16 protein-coding genes are annotated in these 18,457 nt (G+C 72.1%); 3 read left to right on the top strand and 13 right to left on the bottom strand.

What is annotated here, in order from left to right:
• Window positions 1-9 precede the first annotated feature (9 nt).
• The 6 genes from AS850_RS09455 to AS850_RS09480 are packed head-to-tail and all read right to left on the bottom strand — an operon-like array spanning window position 10 to window position 7,917.
• Window positions 10-582, bottom strand: a complete 573-nt coding sequence (locus AS850_RS09455) for a YceD family protein (protein WP_236940671.1) — start codon at window positions 580-582, stop codon at window positions 10-12.
• A gap of 17 nt (window positions 583-599) precedes the next feature.
• Window positions 600-2,885 (bottom strand): transglutaminase family protein, encoded by a 2,286-nt coding sequence (locus tag AS850_RS09460; RefSeq protein ID WP_123955482.1) that lies wholly within the window; start codon window positions 2,883-2,885, stop codon window positions 600-602.
• Window positions 2,878-4,095 (bottom strand): DUF58 domain-containing protein, encoded by a 1,218-nt coding sequence (locus AS850_RS09465; protein WP_119868891.1) that lies wholly within the window; start codon window positions 4,093-4,095, stop codon window positions 2,878-2,880. The genes AS850_RS09460 and AS850_RS09465 overlap by 8 nt, the downstream gene beginning before the upstream one ends.
• Before the next feature lie 41 nt (window positions 4,096-4,136).
• Window positions 4,137-5,150, bottom strand: coding sequence for an AAA family ATPase (locus AS850_RS09470; protein WP_442856884.1), 1,014 nt, complete (start codon window positions 5,148-5,150; stop codon window positions 4,137-4,139).
• On the bottom strand, window positions 5,147-5,641 hold the full coding sequence (coaD, locus tag AS850_RS09475; RefSeq protein ID WP_119868892.1) for a pantetheine-phosphate adenylyltransferase: 495 nt from the start codon (window positions 5,639-5,641) through the stop codon (window positions 5,147-5,149). Before coaD ends, AS850_RS09470 begins: the two co-directional genes overlap by 4 nt.
• 59 nt (window positions 5,642-5,700) lie before the next feature.
• Window positions 5,701-7,917 (bottom strand): ATP-dependent DNA helicase RecG, encoded by a 2,217-nt coding sequence (locus tag AS850_RS09480; protein WP_442856912.1) that lies wholly within the window; start codon window positions 7,915-7,917, stop codon window positions 5,701-5,703.
• 80 nt (window positions 7,918-7,997) lie between these two features.
• On the opposite strand from AS850_RS09480, the gene AS850_RS09485 reads away from it, so the two are divergent.
• Window positions 7,998-8,567: an RsmD family RNA methyltransferase gene (locus AS850_RS09485; RefSeq protein WP_119868894.1), complete on the top strand. Its 570-nt coding sequence runs from the start codon at window positions 7,998-8,000 to the stop codon at window positions 8,565-8,567.
• Between the two features lie 7 nt (window positions 8,568-8,574).
• Here the strand turns inward: AS850_RS09485 and thiL are convergent, their stop codons facing one another.
• Complete coding sequence (gene thiL, locus AS850_RS09490) at window positions 8,575-9,567, bottom strand: thiamine-phosphate kinase (RefSeq protein ID WP_119868895.1); 993 nt, start codon at window positions 9,565-9,567, stop codon at window positions 8,575-8,577.
• 23 nt (window positions 9,568-9,590) lie between these two features.
• Between thiL and AS850_RS09495 the strand changes: the two genes are divergently transcribed.
• On the top strand, window positions 9,591-10,091 hold the full coding sequence (locus AS850_RS09495; RefSeq protein WP_119868896.1) for a DUF3515 family protein: 501 nt from the start codon (window positions 9,591-9,593) through the stop codon (window positions 10,089-10,091).
• A gap of 38 nt (window positions 10,092-10,129) precedes the next feature.
• Here AS850_RS09495 and AS850_RS09500 read toward each other — a convergent pair whose 3' ends face one another.
• From AS850_RS09500 to leuC, 6 genes are read right to left on the bottom strand one after another with little or no spacing between them, the layout of a single operon-like run.
• Window positions 10,130-11,233 carry a D-alanine--D-alanine ligase family protein gene (locus tag AS850_RS09500; protein WP_119868897.1) on the bottom strand — a complete coding sequence of 368 codons (1,104 nt, stop codon included), beginning with the start codon at window positions 11,231-11,233 and terminating at the stop codon, window positions 10,130-10,132.
• A gap of 53 nt (window positions 11,234-11,286) precedes the next feature.
• A complete protein-coding gene (locus AS850_RS09505; RefSeq protein WP_442856885.1) occupies window positions 11,287-12,381 on the bottom strand; it encodes an NAD(P)H-dependent glycerol-3-phosphate dehydrogenase in 1,095 nt (364 codons plus the stop codon).
• The gene (locus AS850_RS09510) at window positions 12,374-13,168 is read right to left on the bottom strand and encodes a lysophospholipid acyltransferase family protein (RefSeq protein WP_119868898.1); all 795 of its coding nucleotides are present in this window, start codon (window positions 13,166-13,168) and stop codon (window positions 12,374-12,376) included. The genes AS850_RS09505 and AS850_RS09510 overlap by 8 nt, the downstream gene beginning before the upstream one ends.
• Complete coding sequence (murA, locus tag AS850_RS09515) at window positions 13,169-14,536, bottom strand: UDP-N-acetylglucosamine 1-carboxyvinyltransferase (RefSeq protein WP_119868899.1); 1,368 nt, start codon at window positions 14,534-14,536, stop codon at window positions 13,169-13,171. It lies immediately after the preceding gene.
• Window positions 14,536-15,147: a 3-isopropylmalate dehydratase small subunit gene (leuD, locus tag AS850_RS09520; protein ID WP_119868900.1), complete on the bottom strand. Its 612-nt coding sequence runs from the start codon at window positions 15,145-15,147 to the stop codon at window positions 14,536-14,538. The genes murA and leuD overlap by 1 nt, the downstream gene beginning before the upstream one ends.
• Window positions 15,147-16,643 (bottom strand): 3-isopropylmalate dehydratase large subunit, encoded by a 1,497-nt coding sequence (gene leuC / locus AS850_RS09525; RefSeq protein WP_119868901.1) that lies wholly within the window; start codon window positions 16,641-16,643, stop codon window positions 15,147-15,149. Before leuC ends, leuD begins: the two co-directional genes overlap by 1 nt.
• Before the next feature lie 185 nt (window positions 16,644-16,828).
• Between leuC and AS850_RS09530 the strand changes: the two genes are divergently transcribed.
• Complete coding sequence (locus AS850_RS09530) at window positions 16,829-18,388, top strand: outer membrane protein assembly factor BamB family protein (RefSeq protein WP_119868902.1); 1,560 nt, start codon at window positions 16,829-16,831, stop codon at window positions 18,386-18,388.
• Window positions 18,389-18,457 lie beyond the last annotated feature (69 nt).

The raw sequence follows: 18,457 nt of genomic DNA on the forward strand, positions 1-18,457 counted from the left end.
GCACGCCGTCTAGTCGGTGGGCTTGGGGTCTCCGTGGGCCTCCGCGTCGGCGTCCGTGGGGACGGTGTCGCTGACGAGCTGGCTCAGTGCCGACCACCGGGGATCGAGCACTTCACGGGGGTGGTAGTCGACCAGATCTTCCACTCGCTCGCCCGTTTCGGGGTCGAGGCCTGGGCAGTCCGGCCGGCATACCGGCTGGAAGGGCAGTGAAAGAACCACTGCGTCTCTGACGACGGGTTCAAGATCCACGTGATCGTCTTGAACCTGATAGTCAAAAGCTTCGTCTTCAGAGTACGCGAAAAGCTCGGCGAAATCGACTTCGACACTCTGGGCGATGGGTTTGAGGCATCGGCTGCACTCCCCCTCGGCGGTCGCCGAGACGTGGGCCGAGACGAGGAGGCCGTCGTGGAGGCTCTCGATCTTGAGGTCGATGTCGACCGGGCTGCCCACGCGGACGGCCGTGAGCCCCTCGCCCATCTTCGTCGGCGCAGCGACGTCGAGGTCGCTCTCGCGCATCTCGCCCGGACGGTGCATCAGGTCGTACACCGGGACGGTATAGGGGGTCTTTTCGAAATGAGGCACGAGCGACGAGTGTACGCTCACTCGGCTGGACGCGGGCGCTGTTCCGCGAAGAGGCTCCTCGGCGCGACGGTAGCCCGGACGCGCACCGGCACCGGGGACGCCGCCCGCAGCCCGTCGATCACCGTGCGGGCGTCGTCGTGCACCCCGACGTCGGCCTCTCGGCCTCCGAAGCGTTCGGCCTGGACGGCGGCGAGCAGGTCGGCCAGGGCGGCGCGGACCGGGATCCTGCCGCCGGAGCGGGACAGGGCCTCGTCGAGGAGAGCGGATGTCGACTGCGGGGTCGCCCCAGGGTCGACCGGGAGACCGAGGTCTCTCGCCGTGTCGACCACCTCGAGCCAGGCCGAGAGGGCGGCGTCGGGGGGCCCCTGCCCGAGGCGCCGTCGTCGCCGCGAGACGCGCAGCCACCACGGGACGAGGGCGAGCAGCACGAGGACGGCGATGCCCAGCGGCAGGCCGAGCTGGGCACCGTCGAGGGCCGTCGAGGTCGGGCTCTGCGCCGACGACGAGCCGGACGCGTCGGTCGTCGGTGTGGCCGTGGCGGCGGACGACGCGGGGGCCGAGGCCGGCGTGGTCGGCTCGGCCGTCGGCTGAGCCGAGGTCGACGGGGCGGCGGTCGGCTCCGTCCCGGTCTGCTGCAGGTAGCTGGACGTCGTGCCGAGGGAGACGGTCGGCTCGAACGGGATCCAGCCGAGCCCCTGGAAGTACAGCTCCGGCCAGGTGTGCAGGTCGTCGCTCGTGACGGTCCACGCGCTGCTGGAGCCCGGGCTGACCTGGTCTCCCGGGAGGAAGCCCACGGCGATGCGCGAGGGGATGCCGAGAGTGCGCGCCATGACGGCCATGGCCGAGGCGAAGTGCACGCAGTAGCCGCTCTTGCGCTGCAGGAACGTCTCCACCATGTCGAGGCCGCTGCCGTCGTACCCGCCGCGGACGGGAGTGTCCTCCGAGTAGGTGAAGTCGCCGTTCCGGAAGTAGGTCTGGAGGTCGACGGCCGCGTCGAAGCGGTTGGACGCCGTCGCCGTCACGCGCTTCGCCAGGCTCGTGATGGAGGCGGGCACGCCGTCGACCTTGAGGTACGGAGCCAGATCGGCGGGGGTCGTCCCGAGCGACGCCGAGATCTGCTCGGGCGTGGGGTCGACGGGCCGCGAGGTGACCTTGTAGTCGAGACCCTGCGAGCCCTCCGTGGCGCTCCGGATGGTGACGCCCGACGAGTCGACGTACTTCCAGCGGTCGTCGATGCCCGTCACGGTCGTGGCAGGCACCGGCAGGGGGAGGTACGGGCTGCGGAGCAGGCTGACCGCCACGTCGGTGGTGACCGTGTCGCGGGTCGTGGCGCTGGCGATGCCCGGAGCCGCGGGGAGACGGTCGACGGAGTTCCGGCTGTCGAGACGCACCGACGCGGGGCTCCAGGTCGTGCCCGAGAAGTCGACGAGGTCGACGAGCTTGAGGTAGGTGCCCTGCGGGGCCGACGTCGTGTAGGTGAGGACGGTCACGGGCGCGCCGCGGCGGAGGTCCTTCCCGAGGTCGATGACCGGGTTCACGCCGGTCGAGATCCCGATGCCGGTGCCGAGGCCCGTCACGGGCGAGACCAGCGAGACCGGCAGGACGCTCGTGACGACGCCGGCGACGGCGACCGCCGCGACACCGGTCACGAGCGCCCCGCGAGACAGACGTCGGCCCGTCGACACGACGAGCACCGCCACGTAGCCGATCACGGCGAGGACGACCCAGAGCCAGTTCGGTGCGACGTCGGGGACGAAGGAGGGAACGACGAGGACGACGACGAGCACGACGCCGCTCAGCCCGGGCATCCGCCCCACATGGGCGACGAGGTCGATCAGCACCGCCGCGGCCGCGACGGCGACGACCACGACGAAGAGCATCGACGGTTGGACCGGGATCGGCGCCTGATCGCCCACGATCGTGTCGCGGGCCTGGCCGACGAGGAGCCGGATCCGCTCGACGGTCGCCGCCGAGGGGAACACGCCGAGGACGGCGGTCCCGCCGGAGGCGACGGCGGTCGACGCGAGCGCCCCGACGACGGCGCCGACGGCGGTGGCGACGAGGGGCCTCCAGCCGAGAGCGCGCGCACCGGCCGCGGCGGCGGAGACGAGGGCGGCGACGAACGCCGCGGTCAGCCACCAGGACGCCCCCTGGAACAGAGGCTGGAGGCTCGCCAGCGACAGGACGAGCGTCGCCCAGAGCACCACGACGAGACCCCAGCGGGGTCCTCCCTCGGCGCTCCGGGGTCGCCCGGAGCGCACGGAGGCGGGGCTGGTCGGAGTCCGGGTGAGGGTGTCAACCACCGAGGACCCCACGGGTGGCGAGGACCTCTGCCCGATCGGCGGTCGAGTCGGCCTCGACGACCTGCCAGCCGGACTCCCGGAGGAGCGACGCCACCGCGGTCGGAGAGTCGACGGACCGGTCGTCCGGCGTCAGCGGGTGGGCGTCGAGGTGCACCACGAGCGCCACACCCGGGACTCCGGGGCCCCGCGCCTGAGAGAGGAGATCGAGGTCGAGCCGGCTCAGACTCGACACGACGGCGATCACGGGCTCTCGCGGCGACGGCTCCGGCGTGCGCTCGTCGATCTCGGCGGCGTCGTCGAGGCGGAGGTCGGCGAGGTGGTCGAGGAAGACCGGCGTCATGGAGGGATCGTGGAGCGCGACCGTGCCCCCGGTCAGGCTGACCACGCGCGTCTGGGATCCTGCCATGCCGTACTCGAGAGCGATCGACGCGGCCTGCGAGACCGCCCACTCGAAGCCGTCGCTGACGGGCTCGCCGGAACCGAGGGCAGGATGCGCGTCGCGCCAGTTCTCGCTGCGCACCGGCAGGACGACCCGGGCGCTGGGAAGACCGTGCTGCTCCTCCTGCCGGACCATCAGCTCGCCCTGACGCGCACTGGCCTTCCAGTGGACGCGCCGCATCGGGTCGCCGCGGCGGTACTCGCGGGTGATCGGGTCGTCCTGACCTCCCGCCGCGCTGTGGTCGCGGCGCTGCCTCGAGCCCTCGCCGAGGGAGCGCGACTCGCGGCCCCGTCCGACCGACACGACCTCCGGCACGACGACGAGCTCGCCGCGACCGGGGACCGTGACGAGACGCTGAGCCAGACCGAAGGCCTCGATCACCTCGATCCGGGCGGGGCCCACCCGGTGTCGACCCCGGGGCAGGTCGTCGTGCTCGAACGCCGCCTCGACCGACGCGCCCCGCTCCAGGGTCGCCACGACCGACTCGTCGGTGGCCATCGTGCGCCAGGAGAGCGTGTCGCGGACGCGCAGCGTCACGGACCCACCGGGCTCCCGCCGGCGGATGGTCATCGTCTCGACGACGGACCAGCCGGCGACGGCGCGGTCGGGGGCGAACCGTCGCGACACGACGAGCTCCGGCGTGCGGACGGCGAGGCTCACGACCGTCGCGACGACGAGCATCACGAGGACGACGCCGCCGAAGACCAGCGGTGCGGAGGTGAGGAACGAGCCGATCGTGCCCACGGCGACACCGGCGACGAGCGCGGCCACGCCGCGTCGGGTCGGTCGGGGCCAGAGGGGAGGCCGCACGGTCAGCGCGCGGAGTCGTCGTCGAGCGGGACGGGCGTCGAGGCGACCACCGACTCGACGATGTCGTAGGCGGCGGCGACCGCCCCCGCGCCCGCGCGCCCGGCCAGGATGAGGCGGTGCCCGAGGACGGGACCGCTCAGGGCGTCGACGTCGTCGGGGATGACGTAGCGGCGCCCGTTGAGGGCGGCCCACGACTTGGCGGCGCGCATGAGCTGCAGGGTCGCGCGCGGGCTCGCCCCGAGGCGGAGATCGGGATGCACCCGGGTCGCCTGGACGATGTCGACCGCGTAGCGCTCGACGACGCCCGCGGCGTAGACGCCGCGGACCGTCGCGATCATCCGACGCAGGTCGTCGAGGGACACCAGCGGACGCAGGGCGTCGAGGGGGCTGGCCGTCTCTCGCTGGCGCAGCATCCGCACCTCGCTGTCGGCGTCGGGGTAGCCCAGGGAGATGCGCGCCATGAAGCGGTCGCGCTGGGCCTCCGGGAGCGAGTAGGTGCCTTCCATCTCGACGGGGTTCTGCGTCGCCACGACGAGGAAGGGGTCGGGGAGCGGGTGGGAGAACCCGTCGACGGTGACCTGCCGCTCCTCGAGGCTCTCGAGGAGGGCCGACTGCGTCTTCGGCGAGGCGCGGTTGATCTCGTCGCCGATGACGATGTTGGCGAACACGGGCCCCGGCTTGAACTCGAACTCGTTCGACTGGCGGTCGAAGATCGACACGCCCGTGATGTCGCTGGGGAGGAGATCGGGGGTGAACTGGATCCGGCTGACGGTCGCGTCGACGGCGCGGGCGAGCGCCCGGGCGAGCTGCGTCTTGCCGACGCCGGGGACGTCCTCGATGAGGAGGTGGCCCTCGGCGAGCATCACCGTGAGAGCGGTGGAGATCGCACCGGCCTTCCCGTCGATGACGGTGCCGACGGCCTCGAGGATCCGCCGGGCGTGATGCTGGACCTCGTCGAGCTCCATGGGTGCCGAAGGGCTCCCCTGGGTGCTCGCGGTGGTGGTCGTCGTCGTCATCGGGTGTCTTCTTCTCGTCGGAGGTACTCGGCGACAGCGCCGGGCACGTAGGGGGTGACGTCGCCGCCCAGGGAGGCGACCTGCCGCACGAGCGAGCTCGACACGAGGGCGTGCGCGGGATCCGGCAGGAGGAACACCGTCTCGACGCCGGCGAGGCTGCGGTTCATGATCGCCATCGGGGTCTCGTAGGCGACGTCGACCTGGGAGCGGATGCCCTTCACGAGGACCCGGGCCCCGACGTTCACGCAGTAGTCGACCAGGAGCCCCTCGGACCAGCTCGTCACCACGACGTGCTCGCCGAGATCGAGCTCCGCGACCGACCTCTCCACGAGGGCGACGCGCTCCTCGAGCGGGATGAAGGCGGTCTTCCCGGGGTTGTGCACGACGAGCACGTGGACCTCGTCGAAGATGCGGGCGGACCGGGCGACCACGTCGAGATGCCCGAGTGTCACCGGGTCGAACGACCCGGGAACGACGGCGATCGTGCTCATCCGCTCACACTAGCCGCGAAGGGTGGCCGATGCCTGAACGGGCGGGCGGCGCGGAGCCGTCAGTTCTTGGCCAGGAAGTCGCGGCTCGCGTCGTCGAGACGGCGGGCGAGGGCGGCCGAGAGCGCAGGATGCCCGGCCAGCGTCGGATCGGCCTCCAGCACCTCGGCCGCGTGCTCGCGGGCGAGCGCGATCACGTCGCCGTCGTGCGCCACGCGCAGCAGCCGCAGCGACGAGCGCCCGCCGGACTGCGTGCTGCCGAGGACATCGCCCTCCCGGCGCAGGTCGAGGTCGATCTGCGCCAGCTCGAACCCGTCGGTGGTGGAGGCCACCGCGTCGACCCTCTGACGGGCCACCGTCTCGGGCTCGGCGTTCGTGACCAGGAGGCAGAGGCCCGGGTGACCGCCGCGGCCGACGCGGCCGCGGAGCTGGTGGAGCTGCGAGACACCGAAGCGCTCGGCGTCGAGGACCACCATCGTGGAGGCGTTCGGGACGTCGACGCCGACCTCGATGACCGTCGTGGCGACGAGGACGTCGATCTCGCCGCGGGCGAACGCCTGCATCGTCTCGTCTTTCTCGGTGGCGGACATGCGCCCGTGCAGCGGTTCCACCCTCCGGCCGGCGAGGGCGGGGGCCTCGCGGAGCGCCGCCAGGACGGCGGTGACGCTGGCGATGTCGGGGGCGCGGGTCGGGGCTCCTGCGCCCTCCGGCTCGGTCGCAGCGGGCTCGCCCGCCTCGGGCTCCTCGACCCCGCCCTCGTCGCCCTGCTCCGCGGAGGTCGGGTCGATGGCCGGGCAGACGACGAAGACCTGCCGACCGCGCGCGATCTCCTCCGCGCTGCGCTCCCAGACGCGCGAGATCCAGCCCGGATGGTCGACGAGGGCCACGACGAACGACTCGATCGGCTGTCGGCCCTTCGGGAGCTCCGCGATCGTCGAGATGTCGAGGTCGCCGAAGACGGTCATGGCGACGGTCCGCGGGATGGGGGTCGCGGTGAGCACGAGCACGTGCGGAGGGGTCGCGCCCTTCCGCCGGAGGGCCTCGCGCTGCTCGACCCCGAAGCGGTGCTGCTCGTCGACGACGACGAGGCCGAGGTCGTAGAACTCGACGTTGTCGCTGATGAGGGCGTGCGTGCCGACGACGATGCGCGCCTGACCGCTGACGATGGCGAGGGTCGCGCGCCGGCGCTCGGCGACGGGCATCTGGCCGGTGAGGAGCACCGGCCGGAGGCGCGCCGCGAGGTCGGGGCCGAGGGTCGCGACGATGGAGCGGAGGTGCTGGGCGGCGAGGACCTCGGTCGGAGCCAGGAGGGCCGACTGCCCGGAGCTCTCGGCGACGGCGAGCATGGCCCGGAGCGCCACCAGCGTCTTGCCGGACCCGACCTCGCCCTGGACGAGGCGGTTCATCGGCACGTCGGCGGCGAGGTCGCGCGCGATCTCGTCGCCCACGAGGCTCTGGTCGCCGGTCAGGTGGAACGGCAGGGCCTCGTCGAAGCCCGCCAGGAGCCCGTCGACCGAAGCGCGTCGGGACACGGCGGCCGTCGCGCGGAGAGCCGCCCGCTGCTGCAGGAGCGCCGCCTGGAGGACGAACGCCTCCTCGAATTTCAGCGTCTCGCGCGCGGCCTTCCAGTCGCGGTCGCGCTCCGGCCGGTGCACCCTCTCGTACGCCTCGCGGAGCGGCATCAGCTCGAGCTCCCGGCGGACGCCCTCCGGCACCGCGTCGGACAGCGGCGGGAGCGTGTCGAGCGCCACCTCGATCGACTTCTGCACCTGCCAGGAGGCCACGGAGGCGCTGGCCGGGTAGATCGGGATCGGCTGCTTGGCCCAGGCCTGCGCCGTCGCGTCGCCCGCCTCCGCCACCTTCTCGTCGTCGCGCTCGAACAGCTCGTAGTCGGGGTGCGCGAGCTGCCTGTTGCCTCGGTAGTCGCCGACCTTGCCCGCGAAGATGCCCCGCACGCCGGGAACGAGGTCTTTCGCGCGCCAGGCCTGGTTGAAGAACGTGAGCGTCAGGATGCCCTTGCCGTCGCCGATCCGCACCTCGAGGATCGACCCCCGACGCGCCCGCATGGTCCGCTCCCGCACATCCAGCACCTCGGCCACGATCGTGACGGCCTCGCCGATGGCGAGTTCGCTGAGCGCCGTCAGCTCGCCCCGGCGGGCGTAGCGCCTCGGGTAGTGCGCCAGCAGATCGCCCACGGTGAGGTGACCGAACGCGCGCTTGAGGGCGGCCGCGGTGCGTCCGCCGAGCGCGTTCGTCAGGGTGACGTCGAGCGGGGAGATGGTCACGATCCCACGCTACAGGGGCCCTCCGACGTCGACGGCGGCGGGGCCACCGGGCGAGCACCTGCCAGGATGGACGGGTGACGCGCATCATCGCCGGCTTCGCCGCCTCGACCACCCTCGACGTGCCCCGGGCCGGTACGCGCCCGACGAGCGAGCGGGTCCGCGAGGCGCTCTTCTCGGCCCTGGAGGCCCGCGACGAGCTCCGCGGGATGCGGGTGGTCGACCTCTACGCCGGCACCGGTGCCCTCGGCCTCGAGGCGGCCTCCCGCGGAGCCGCCCGGGTGACGCTGGTCGAGAAGGCGCCGCAGGCCGCGCGGGTCTGCCGGGCGAACGCCGCTCTCGTGACACGGCGGGCGCCGCGCGACGCCGCTCCGGCGATCGAGGTGGCCGCGCAGGCGGTGAGCGCGTTCCTCAGGACCGCTCCCCCGGCCTCCGTCGACCTGGCGCTCATCGATCCCCCCTACGAGCTCGGCGACGACGACCTGACCCTCGACCTGGTCGCCCTGGTGCCGCTCCTCGACCGCGAGGCGCTCGTCGTGGTGGAGCGGCGCGCCCGGAGCGGCGAGCCGACCTGGCCCGCCGGTCTCGTCCTCGAGGCGAAGAAGGCGTACGGCGACACGATCCTCTGGTGGGCGAGGGCGCGCTAGCGGGTGGTCAGCCGGCTCCGCCCAACCACGCCTCGTAGGGGTCCCAGCCGGCGGGGTCGGCGAGGGGGCGCCCGTCGAGGCGGACCTCGCCCCGGGCATCCTGCGCGTCGCGGACGACGCCGACCGCCCGGAAACCTCCCGGCAGGGGGGTGCCCGCCGGGAAGGTCGCCAGGAGCGAGTGGTCCTCACCGCCGTGCAGAGCCGCTCGCGGATCGACCCCCAGCGCCTCGGCCGCGAGGTCGACGACGACGCCGGACGCCCGGGCCACGCGCCCCGCGTCGAGCGCGAGCCCGTCGGAGAGGTCGAGCATGCTCGTCGCGCCGGCCAGGGCCGCCAGGACGCCGTCGGCGATCGGCGGCGTGGGTGCGAGGTGCCAGTCGACGTCGTCGTCGCGGCGGCGGAGGAGCCGTCCGAGTTCCGCGGACGGGGTCCCGTCGTGGTCGACGCCGAGTCGGAAGAGCACGTCGAGACCGCGACCGGAGCGCCCGAGAGCGCCGGAGACCGCGACGACGTCGCCCGCTCGGGCCCCGTCGCGACGCACCGGGGAGCGCCCCTCGAGGTCGCCGAACGCCGTGACGGCGATGGTGGTCGTCGGCGAGACGGACATGTCGCCGCCGACGACGCCCACGCCGGGAGCCATGGCGGCGCAGCCGTCGCGGAGACCGTCCGCGAACTCCTCGAGGAACGCCACGGTCGTCTCGGCAGGCACGGCCAGGCCGACGACGAGAGCGGTGGGCCGGGCGCCCATGGCCGCCACGTCGGCGAGGTTCGATGCCGCCGCCTTCCAGCCGAGGTCGTGGGGGGTCGACCAGGCGAGTCGGAAATCGGGTCCGTGCACCATGAGGTCGGTCGTCACGACGAACCGGCCGTCCGGCGCCGAGACCACCGCCGCGTCGTCTCCCGGGCCGAGGAGCGTCCCGCTCCCCTCGGGAAGGCGGGGCAGGATGCGCGCCAGGGTGGCGACCTCCCCGAGCGTCGCGACGGTCTCAGGTGCACTCATGCCTTCACGGTAACGTGAACGCGATGTCTCCCTCGCCCCGCCGCCGACTCGCAGCGCTCGGCCTCGCGCTCGTGCTCTCCGCGACGGCGCCCCTCCTGGCCGCCTGTTCGAGCACCGTCTCGCTGACGCCGGCCGCCGGGGCGAACAGCGTGGGCTGCGCCGACGTGATCGTCCACCTGCCGAAGACGATCGAGACGTTCGCCCAGCGCGACACCGACGCGCAGGGGACGAGCGCCTGGGGCTCGCCCGCCTCCGTGCTCCTCCGGTGCGGCATCACGACGCCGCGCGTCTCCGACCTGCCCTGCTACACGATCCAGGGCGTCGACTGGCTGGTCGACACCACCGGGAAGAGCGGGCAGGATGCGGTCTACACGACCTACGGACGGACTCCGGGCGTCGAGGTCGTCACCGACTCGAAGGCGACGCCGAGCGTCCTGTTCGACCTCTCTCCCGCGGTGAAAGGCCTCCCCGTGACGGGGAAGTGCCAGTCGGTGAGCGACTCGACGCCGCCGCCCGTCCCGTAGCGGGACGCCGGGACGCTGGGACGCCGGGACGCGACGACCTAGCGCTCGGTCTCGAGACCCAGGGCGATGAGTTCGTCGAGGAGCTCGGGGTAGCTCAGGCCGCTCGCGAGCCAGCAGGCCGGGAACATCGAGATGGGCGTGAATCCGGGCATGGTGTTGAGCTCGTTGACGATGAAACCCTCGTCGGTGAGGAAGACGTCGACGCGCGCCAGCCCCGCGCCGCCGATCGCCTCGAACGCCCGTGCGGCGAGCTCCTGGAACTCGGCGAGGACGTCGTCGTCGAGGTCGGCCGGGCACACGAGGTCGGCGCCCGGGGCGCCCAGGTACTTCGACTCGAAATCGTAGAAGCGGCCTGCGCCGAGGACGATCTCGCCGGCGACGGAGACGCGCGGCGCGGCTCCTGCGCGACCTCCGAGAACGGCGCACTCCAGCTCGCGCCCGACGACCGCCGCCTCGATGAGGACCTTGCCGTCCTCGGCGAACGCGACCTCCATCGCCCGCTGCAGCTCGGCCAGCGAGGAGACGCGCGAGACGCCCACGCTGGATCCGGCGCGGGCCGGCTTGACGAACACGGGCCAGCCGAGCTCCTCGGCGCGCTCCTCGACGACCGCGCGGTGGTCGGCCCAGTCGCGCCTCGGCACGGTGACCCACGGGGCGACGGCGATCCCGGCCTGCTGGAGCACGGTCTTGGAGAAGTGCTTGTCCATCCCGACCGCACTGGCGAGGATGCCCGCCCCGACGTAGGGCAGGCCGACGAGTTCGAGGAGGCCCTGGACGGAGCCGTCCTCGCCGAACGGCCCGTGCAGGATCGGGAACACCACGTCGACCTCGCCGAGGGAGGATTCGACGCCGTCGGAGTCGACCACCGTGAGTTCGCGCGAGTCGGCGCTCTCCGGCCAGCGGACACGACTGCCGTTGTCGACCACGGTCGGCAGGTCGTCCTCGCGGAGGGCGAACGCCTCGGCGTCGTCGGGCTGGAGGGTGAAGGCCCCGCTCTTCGTGATGCCGACCGGCACGACGTCGTAGCGGTCGCGGTCGAGGGCCCGGAGGACTCCCGAGGCGGTGGCGCAGCTGATCGAGTGCTCGCTCGACCGGCCGCCGAAGAGCAGGACGACCTTGAGTCGCGGGGAGGTTTCGGTCACGGCCTGGTCTTTCTACGAGCGGCTGACACCCCGTCCGGAGCCCCGCGAAGCGGCTATTCGCCCTGGGGCTCGTCGGTCTCGGTGAGGTGCGGCGCGATGTTGCGCGGATCCAGCGTACCGGCGAGCACCTCGGCGACCTGCTGGACGATGGGCATGTCGACTCCGCGCGACGCCGCCAGCTCCAGGATGGGGGCGACCGACGACAGGCCCTCGGCGGTCTGCTTCATCTGCCTCACCACGTCGTCGAAGCGGTAACCCTGACCGAGAAGGCGCCCGGCCGTGTTGTTGCGGGACAGCGGCGACTGGCACGTCGCGATGAGGTCTCCGAGGCCCGCGAGGCCGGACAGCGTCTCGGGGCGGGCTCCGAACGAGACGGCGAAGCTCGTCATCTCGGCGAGACCGCGGGTGATGATCGACGCCTTGGTGTTCTCGCCGTAGCCGACACCGTCGACGATGCCGATCGCCACGGCGATGAGATTCTTGAGGACGCCACCGAACTCCGTGCCGATCACGTCGGTGTTGACGAAGGAACGGAAGTAGGGGTTCGTGGCGGTGGCCGCGACCAGGGTGGCCGTCTCGAGGCTCTGCGACGAGACCACGGCCGCCGTCGGCTGGCGCTTGGCGATCTCGAGGGCGAGGTTGGGGCCGGACGCGACGGCGACCAGGTCGGGGTCGATGCCGAGCGCCTCGACGACGACCTCGCTCATCCTGCGCCCGGTGCCCTTCTCGACGCCCTTCATCAGGCTGACGACCGGGATGCCCGCGGGGACGAGGTCGCGGATCTCCTCGAGGTTCTGGCGCAGGGACTGGCTCGGGACCGAGACGTAAACCTGCTCGGCTCCGTCGAGCACCCTCTCGATGCTCGACGACGAGGTGAGCGTGATGGGGAGGTTGATGCCCGGCAGGTAGTCGGTGTTGCGATGCGTCTCCGTGACCTCGCGGGCCACCTCGGGACGCCTCGCCCAGAGCGCGACCTCGGCGCCGCCCTCCGCGAGGACCTTGGCGAAGGTCGTGCCCCAGCTCCCGGCTCCGAGGACCGCCACCCGGCGCTCGAGCGACGAGGCCTGCACGATCGAGATCGCCTCGGTCGTCACGACTCCGCGGCCGAGGCGGTCGAGGGATTCGGCGGGGGTCGATCGCTTAGTCAAAGTGCCCGGTCTCGGTCTGGTGGTGCTTGGCGGGGTCGTAGCGCTCGGTCGGGGGCGTGCCGCCGCGGAGCTCCACGAGGAGGGCTTCGATCGCCTTCATGACGAGCTCGGTCGCCTCGACGACGTCGTGCGCGTCGAGGTGCCGACCCCGGTACGCCGACAGGTCGACGGGGTCGCCGAACACGAACCTCAGGTGCTTCCGCGGGAAGACGCTGAGGCCCTTCGTGTAGCGGCCCATGATGTCCTGGACGCCCCAGTGGGCCATCGGGATCAGGGGGACGTCGGCCTCGATCGCGAGCCGGACGGCGCCGCCCTTGCCGCGCATCGGCCAGAGGTCGGGCTCGCGGGTCAGCGATCCCTCGGGGTAGACGATCACGCCGCCCCCGGTACGGAGCGTCGAGAGCCCGCCGAGCAGGGGGTCGGAGCCGCGGGTCCGGCCGGTCCGGTCGACGGGAATCTGGTCGGTGTGCCGCAGGATCCAGGACAGACCGGGCACCTTCCAGAGCGACGCCTTCGCGAGGAATCGCGGGATCCGGCCCAGGCGCCACACGAGGAACGCGACCGCCAGCGGATCGAAGTTGCTGTAGTGGTTCGGAGAGAGGACGAAGGCCCCGCGGGCCGGCAGCTTCTCACGGCCGAGCACCTCGTAGCGCGAGATCGCCACCAGAGGGAGGTACGCGATCCGGCCCACGACGGCGAAGACGCCGTTGGGCTCGCGAATGCGCTTCGGCGAGGGCGGGAGAGGAGCGTCGGGTGAGGGAGCCCCCGACGCTCTCCGGTCGGCCATCTAACCCGCGAAGTCGAAGTCGGCGCCGAGCTTCCGCAGCTTCGCCACGAAGTGCTCGTACCCGCGCGCGATGATGCCGACGTTCGTGATCTTCGACTCCCCCTCGGCGGTCAGGGCCGCGATGAGGTGGCTGAAGCCGCCCCGGAGGTCGGGGACCCGGATGTCGGCACCGTGCAGCGGTGTGGGACCGGTGATGACGGCCGCCTGCTCGAAGTCGCGGCGCGCGACACGGCGGTCGTCGCTCTTGAGGCCGTCCTTGTGGACGACGATCTTCGCGCCCATGTCGTTGAGGGCCTCGGTGAACTGGAAGCGGTTCTCGTAGACGGTCTCGTGCACGACGGACGTGCCGATGGCCTGCGTCAGCGCGACGACGAGGGGCTGCTGCCAGTCGGTCATGAAGCCGGGGTGGACATCGGTCTCGATGACGACGGGCTTGAGATCGCCGCCCGGGTGGTAGAAGCGGATGCCGTCTTCGTGCACGTCGAACTCGCCGCCGACCTTGCGGAAGATGTTGAGGAACGTCATCAGGTCTTGCTGCTTGGCGCCCTCGACGAAGATGTCGCCCTTGGTGGCCAGCGCCGCGGCGGCCCAGGAGGCGGCCTCGTTGCGGTCGTTGATCGCCCGGTGCGTGTACCCGCGGAGCGACTTCACGCCCTCGATGAAGATGACGCGGTTGGGCTCGACGTTCACGATCGCGCCCATCTTCTGCAGGATCGCGATGAGATCCATGATCTCGGGCTCGATCGCGGCGTTCCGCAGCTCGGTCACGCCCTCCGCGAGGACGGCGGTGAGGAGCACCTGCTCCGTCGCCCCGACGCTCGGGTAGGGGAGCTTGATCTCCGCGCCCTTGAGGCCGTTGGGGGCGGTCAGGTGGATGCCGTTGTAGGACTTGTCGACGATGGCGCCGAAGGCCCGCAGGGCGTCCATGTGGAAGTCGATCGGACGGTCGCCGATGCGGCAGCCGCCGAGGTCGGGGATGAAGGCCTCGCCGAGACGGTGGAGGAGCGGACCGCAGAACAGGATCGGGATGCGGCTCGACCCGGCGTGCGCGTCGATCTCCGCGAAGTGCGCGCTCTCGACGTTGGACGGGTCGAGGATCATCTCGCCGCGGGCGGGGTCGGTGATGCGGACCCCGTGGATCGAGAGGAGGCCCCGGACGACGTTGACGTCGCTGATGTCGGGGACGTCCTTCAGGATGCTGGGGGTGTCGCCGAGCAGCGACGCGACCATGGCCTTCGTCGCGAGGTTCTTGGCCCCGCGGACCTCGATCCGGCCGATGAGCGGCTTGCCGCCGCGGATGACGATTTCGTCGGACTTGAGGCCGACGCGGGCTCCCGCCGCTGCGGCGTCCTGGACAAGAGAGTTCACTACTTCACCGGCAATGTCTTGGGCCGCCACGTGGCACGGCGTGATTCGAATTCTGTGATGGCTGCCTCGTCGCGCAGGGTCAGTGCGATGTCGTCGAGACCTTCGAGAAGGCGCCACTTAGTGTAAGCATCGACCTCGAACGAAACCGTCAAGCCGCCGATCGTGGCGGTTTGCTCGGGGAGGTCGACCGTGATCTCGGCCGGGCGTCCGCCCGAGGCCAGGGACTCGTCGATGACTGCCCAGATGCGCTCGATGTCGCTCTCCGAGACGACCGCCGCGAGGAGGCCCTGCTTGCCGGCGTTGCCGCGGAAGATGTCGCCGAACCGCGACGAGAGGACGACCTCGAAGCCGAAGTCGCGGAGCGCCCAGACGGCGTGCTCGCGGCTCGAGCCCGTGCCGAAGTCGGGGCCGGCCACGAGCACCGTGGCACCCTGGAACTCCGGCCGGTTGATCACGAAGTCGGGATCCTGGCGCCAGGAGGAGAAGAGGGCGTCCTCGAAGCCCGTCTTGGTGACGCGCTTGAGGAAGACGGCCGGGATGATCTGGTCGGTGTCGACGTTCGAGCGCTTGAGGGGCGCCGGGATCCCGGTGACGACGGTGGTCTTGTGCATCAGCGTGCTCCGTTCGAGAGGGCCCCGCCGGCGGTGGCGCCGGCCTCCGCGAGATCGTCGGTCGCGGCGTCGCCGGACCGGAGATCCCACGGGCTCGAGAGCGTGCCGCGGATCGCGGTCGCCGCCGCGACGAGGGGCGACACGAGGTGGGTGCGCCCGCCCTTGCCCTGGCGGCCCTCGAAGTTGCGGTTGCTCGTGGAGGCGCAGCGCTCCCCCGGTGCGAGCTGGTCGGGGTTCATGCCGAGGCACATGGAGCAGCCGGCGAACCGCCACTCGGCGCCGAAGTCGGTGAAGACCTTGTCGAGGCCCTCGGCCTCGGCCTCGATGCGGACGCGGGCGGAGCCCGGGACGACCATCACGCGGACGCCGTCGGCCTTCTTCTGACCGCGGACGATCGACGCGAAGGCACGCAGGTCCTCGATCCGGCTGTTGGTGCAGGACCCCATGAAGACGGCGTCGACCGGGATCTCCTTCATCGGCGTTCCCGCCTCGAGATCCATGTACTCGAGGGCGCGCTCGGCGGCGGCCCTCTCGTTCGGGTCGGCGACGGCCGCAGGATCCGGGACGGTCGCGGAGAGCGACACGCCCTGCCCCGGGTTCGTCCCCCAGGTCACGAACGGCTCGAGCTCGTCGGCGTCGAGGAAGACCTCGGCGTCGAAGACGGCGTCGTCGTCGGTCGCGAGCGTCTCCCAATAGGCGACGGCGTCGTCCCAGTCGTCGCCCCGGGGAGCGTGCGGGCGCCCCTTCAGGTAGTCGTAGGTGACCTGGTCGGGGGCGACCATGCCCGCGCGTGCGCCGGCCTCGATCGACATGTTGCAGATCGTCATGCGGCCCTCCATGGAGAGCGCGCGGATGGCGCTACCGCGGTACTCGAGCACGTAGCCCTGACCGCCGCCCGTCCCGATCTTCGCGATGACGGCGAGGATGATGTCCTTCGCGGTCACGCCCGGACGCAGCTCGCCCTCGACGGTGATCGCCATGGTCTTGAACGGCTTCAGCGGGAGCGTCTGAGTGGCCAGCACGTGCTCGACCTCGCTCGTGCCGATCCCGAAGGCCATGGCTCCGAAAGCGCCGTGGGTCGAGGTGTGCGAGTCGCCGCAGACCACGGTGATGCCGGGCATCGTCAGACCGAGCTGCGGGCCGACGACGTGCACGATCCCCTGCTCGGCGTCGCCGAGCGAGTGCAGGCGGACGCCGAACTCCTCCGCGTTCCTGCGGAGCGTGTCGATCTGGGTACGGCTCGTGAGATCGGCGATGGGCCGATCGATCGCGAGCGTCGGCGTGTTGTGGTCTTCGGTCGCGATCGTCAGATCGAGGCGGCGCACCCCGCGGTCGGCCTGGCGGAGGCCGTCGAAGGCCTGCGGGCTGGTGACCTCGTGGACGAGGTGGAGATCGATGTAGAGAAGGTCGGGAGCGCCCTCGGTGCCCTTGACGACGACGTGGTCGTCCCAGACTTTTTCGGCGAGAGTACGGCCGCTCGATGCGTGAGTGCCCACAGGCCTGCCCTTCTTCAGATCGAGTTCGTGATCGGATGAGTCTACAGGCGTGTTACGGCCGTGTTTCGTCGCCGGGCGCGGCCTGTGGACAATCCTTCCCGGGGCGTTCACCCGCGCTCCGGAGACGAGTCGGAGGGGCCGAATAGCATGGTCCCGACGGGCGAGAGCGGCGAGGCGAGGTGGGCATGGACAGCTGGAGTCCCCCGCGGCCCGAGCGCGTGCGGCCCGCCGACCGGTGGGGCGACGTCGCGAGGCCGTCCACCCCCGACCCCGGGCATCCTGCGGTCCGGCGGCCGGAGGCGGGCTCCGTCGGGCGCGTGCGGCGACCGAGACGGAGCCCGGTCCAGCGCGTCCTCCTCGCCCTCGGCGCCCTCGTCGGCGCCACGGCCCTGATCGCCGGAGCCGGCTCGGCGCTGACTCCCGCGTACGGCACCCTCGCGCCGTTCCAGACGACGGCCGTCGTCGACCTCCGATCCGCCCCGACCCCTGACGGCTGGTCGATCGACCTGGCCCGAGACGTCCTGCCCGGCGTTCCGCCGCGCTGCGCCTCGTTCTCCGCCTCTTCGTACACCGACCCGCTGGTGGTGCTCACGGGCGAGGCGCCGCCGCTCGGCTCGTCGACGGACTGCGCGGCCCTCGACCGCATCCGGGTCGCGTCGACGGTGGCCCTGTTCGATCCGTCGACGGGCCTCCTCCGCTGGAGCCACGACCTCTCCCGCGACTTCCCCTATCGCAACTCGCCCATCCAGATCGGGCAGGCCTCCGTCGTGACGCGGGCCGGGCGCGTCCTCGTGCAGCTGACGGTCGACGGGGTCTACACGGTCGCGGCGCTCTCGCTGTCGACCGGCGACGTCCTGGCGTCGACGACGCTCGACGCCGACGCGGTCGGCGCGCCGCCGGAGATCGCCGGCACCCTCGTGCTGTTCGGCGGGACCACCTCCCGGGAGGGGTCGACCGCGTGGCAGCTCGTCGACGCGCGGCAGGTCGGCCGCCCGATCTGGACCGGGGTCGTCGACGACTCGAGGCAGCCCGTCCTCACCACGAGCGCCGTGTTCGCGACCGTCGACGGACGGAGCATCCGCGCCGACGGCGTGACGGGGAGGGTCACCCCGCTGGGCGACGGGAACGTCGACCTCGCGTCGGCCGGCGTGGTCGACGCGACCACCGACGCCTTCTACACCTCCCGGTCGGTGCCTTTCGGCCTGATCGTCGAGGCCTGGGGCGGAGACGGCCGGCGCCTCTGGTCGCGGGGCGGCGTGGGAGCCCTCGCGGGGGTGACGCGCGACTGCGTCGTGACCTCCACCTACGGCGGCGGCGACACGCGCTGCCTCGACCGCGCGACGGGGCGGTCGCGCTGGTCTTCGCCCGTGACGGGGAACGCCTTCGCCGGCGCCGTGGTCGGCCAGACGACCAACGACGTGGCGCTCTACAAGCCGCTCGGGAGCACCCTCCAGCAGCTGGTCCTCGACGGGTCGAGCGGGCGGGTCAAGTACACCCTCCCCGCGGCCGATCAGGCCTACATCGCCGCCGCCGGTCCGACGGTCGGCTACCTGCTCCGCCGCACCGCGTCGGGTTCGTCCGTCGGCGTCCGCGCCTTCGACGCCGAGACCGGTCGGACCCTCTGGTCGCGAGGCGACACGCGCGCCGGCCGAACCGAGCTCTGGGGCGGGCACTTCGTCCTCCTGTCGGAGAGCGGCGTCGCGACGGAGCTCGTCGACCCGCCGGGCTTCGTGCTGGGCCGCTGACGACGACACGAGCTCCGGCCGGCTCGCAGCGCGCGGCCTAGCATCGAGGGGCACCGTCGTCGCAGCGCG

Origin of the sequence: Frondihabitans sp. 762G35, from assembly GCF_002074055.1 — a bacterium.
Taxonomy (GTDB): Bacteria; Actinomycetota; Actinomycetes; order Actinomycetales; family Microbacteriaceae; genus Frondihabitans.

Bases quoted from the DNA above. Each gene is read 5' to 3' on its own strand.
- AS850_RS09470 (WP_442856884.1), bottom strand. From the start codon at position 5,150: ATGACGACGACGACCACCACCGCGAGCACCCAGGGGAGCCCTTCGGCA.
- coaD (WP_119868892.1), bottom strand. From the start codon at position 5,641: ATGAGCACGATCGCCGTCGTTCCCGGGTCGTTCGACCCGGTGACACTC.
- thiL (WP_119868895.1), bottom strand. From the start codon at position 9,567: ATGAGTGCACCTGAGACCGTCGCGACGCTCGGGGAGGTCGCCACCCTG.
- AS850_RS09495 (WP_119868896.1), top strand. From the start codon at position 9,591: ATGTCTCCCTCGCCCCGCCGCCGACTCGCAGCGCTCGGCCTCGCGCTC.
- AS850_RS09510 (WP_119868898.1), bottom strand. From the start codon at position 13,168: ATGGCCGACCGGAGAGCGTCGGGGGCTCCCTCACCCGACGCTCCTCTC.
- leuD (WP_119868900.1), bottom strand. From the start codon at position 15,147: ATGCACAAGACCACCGTCGTCACCGGGATCCCGGCGCCCCTCAAGCGC.
- AS850_RS09530 (WP_119868902.1), top strand. From the start codon at position 16,829: ATGGACAGCTGGAGTCCCCCGCGGCCCGAGCGCGTGCGGCCCGCCGAC.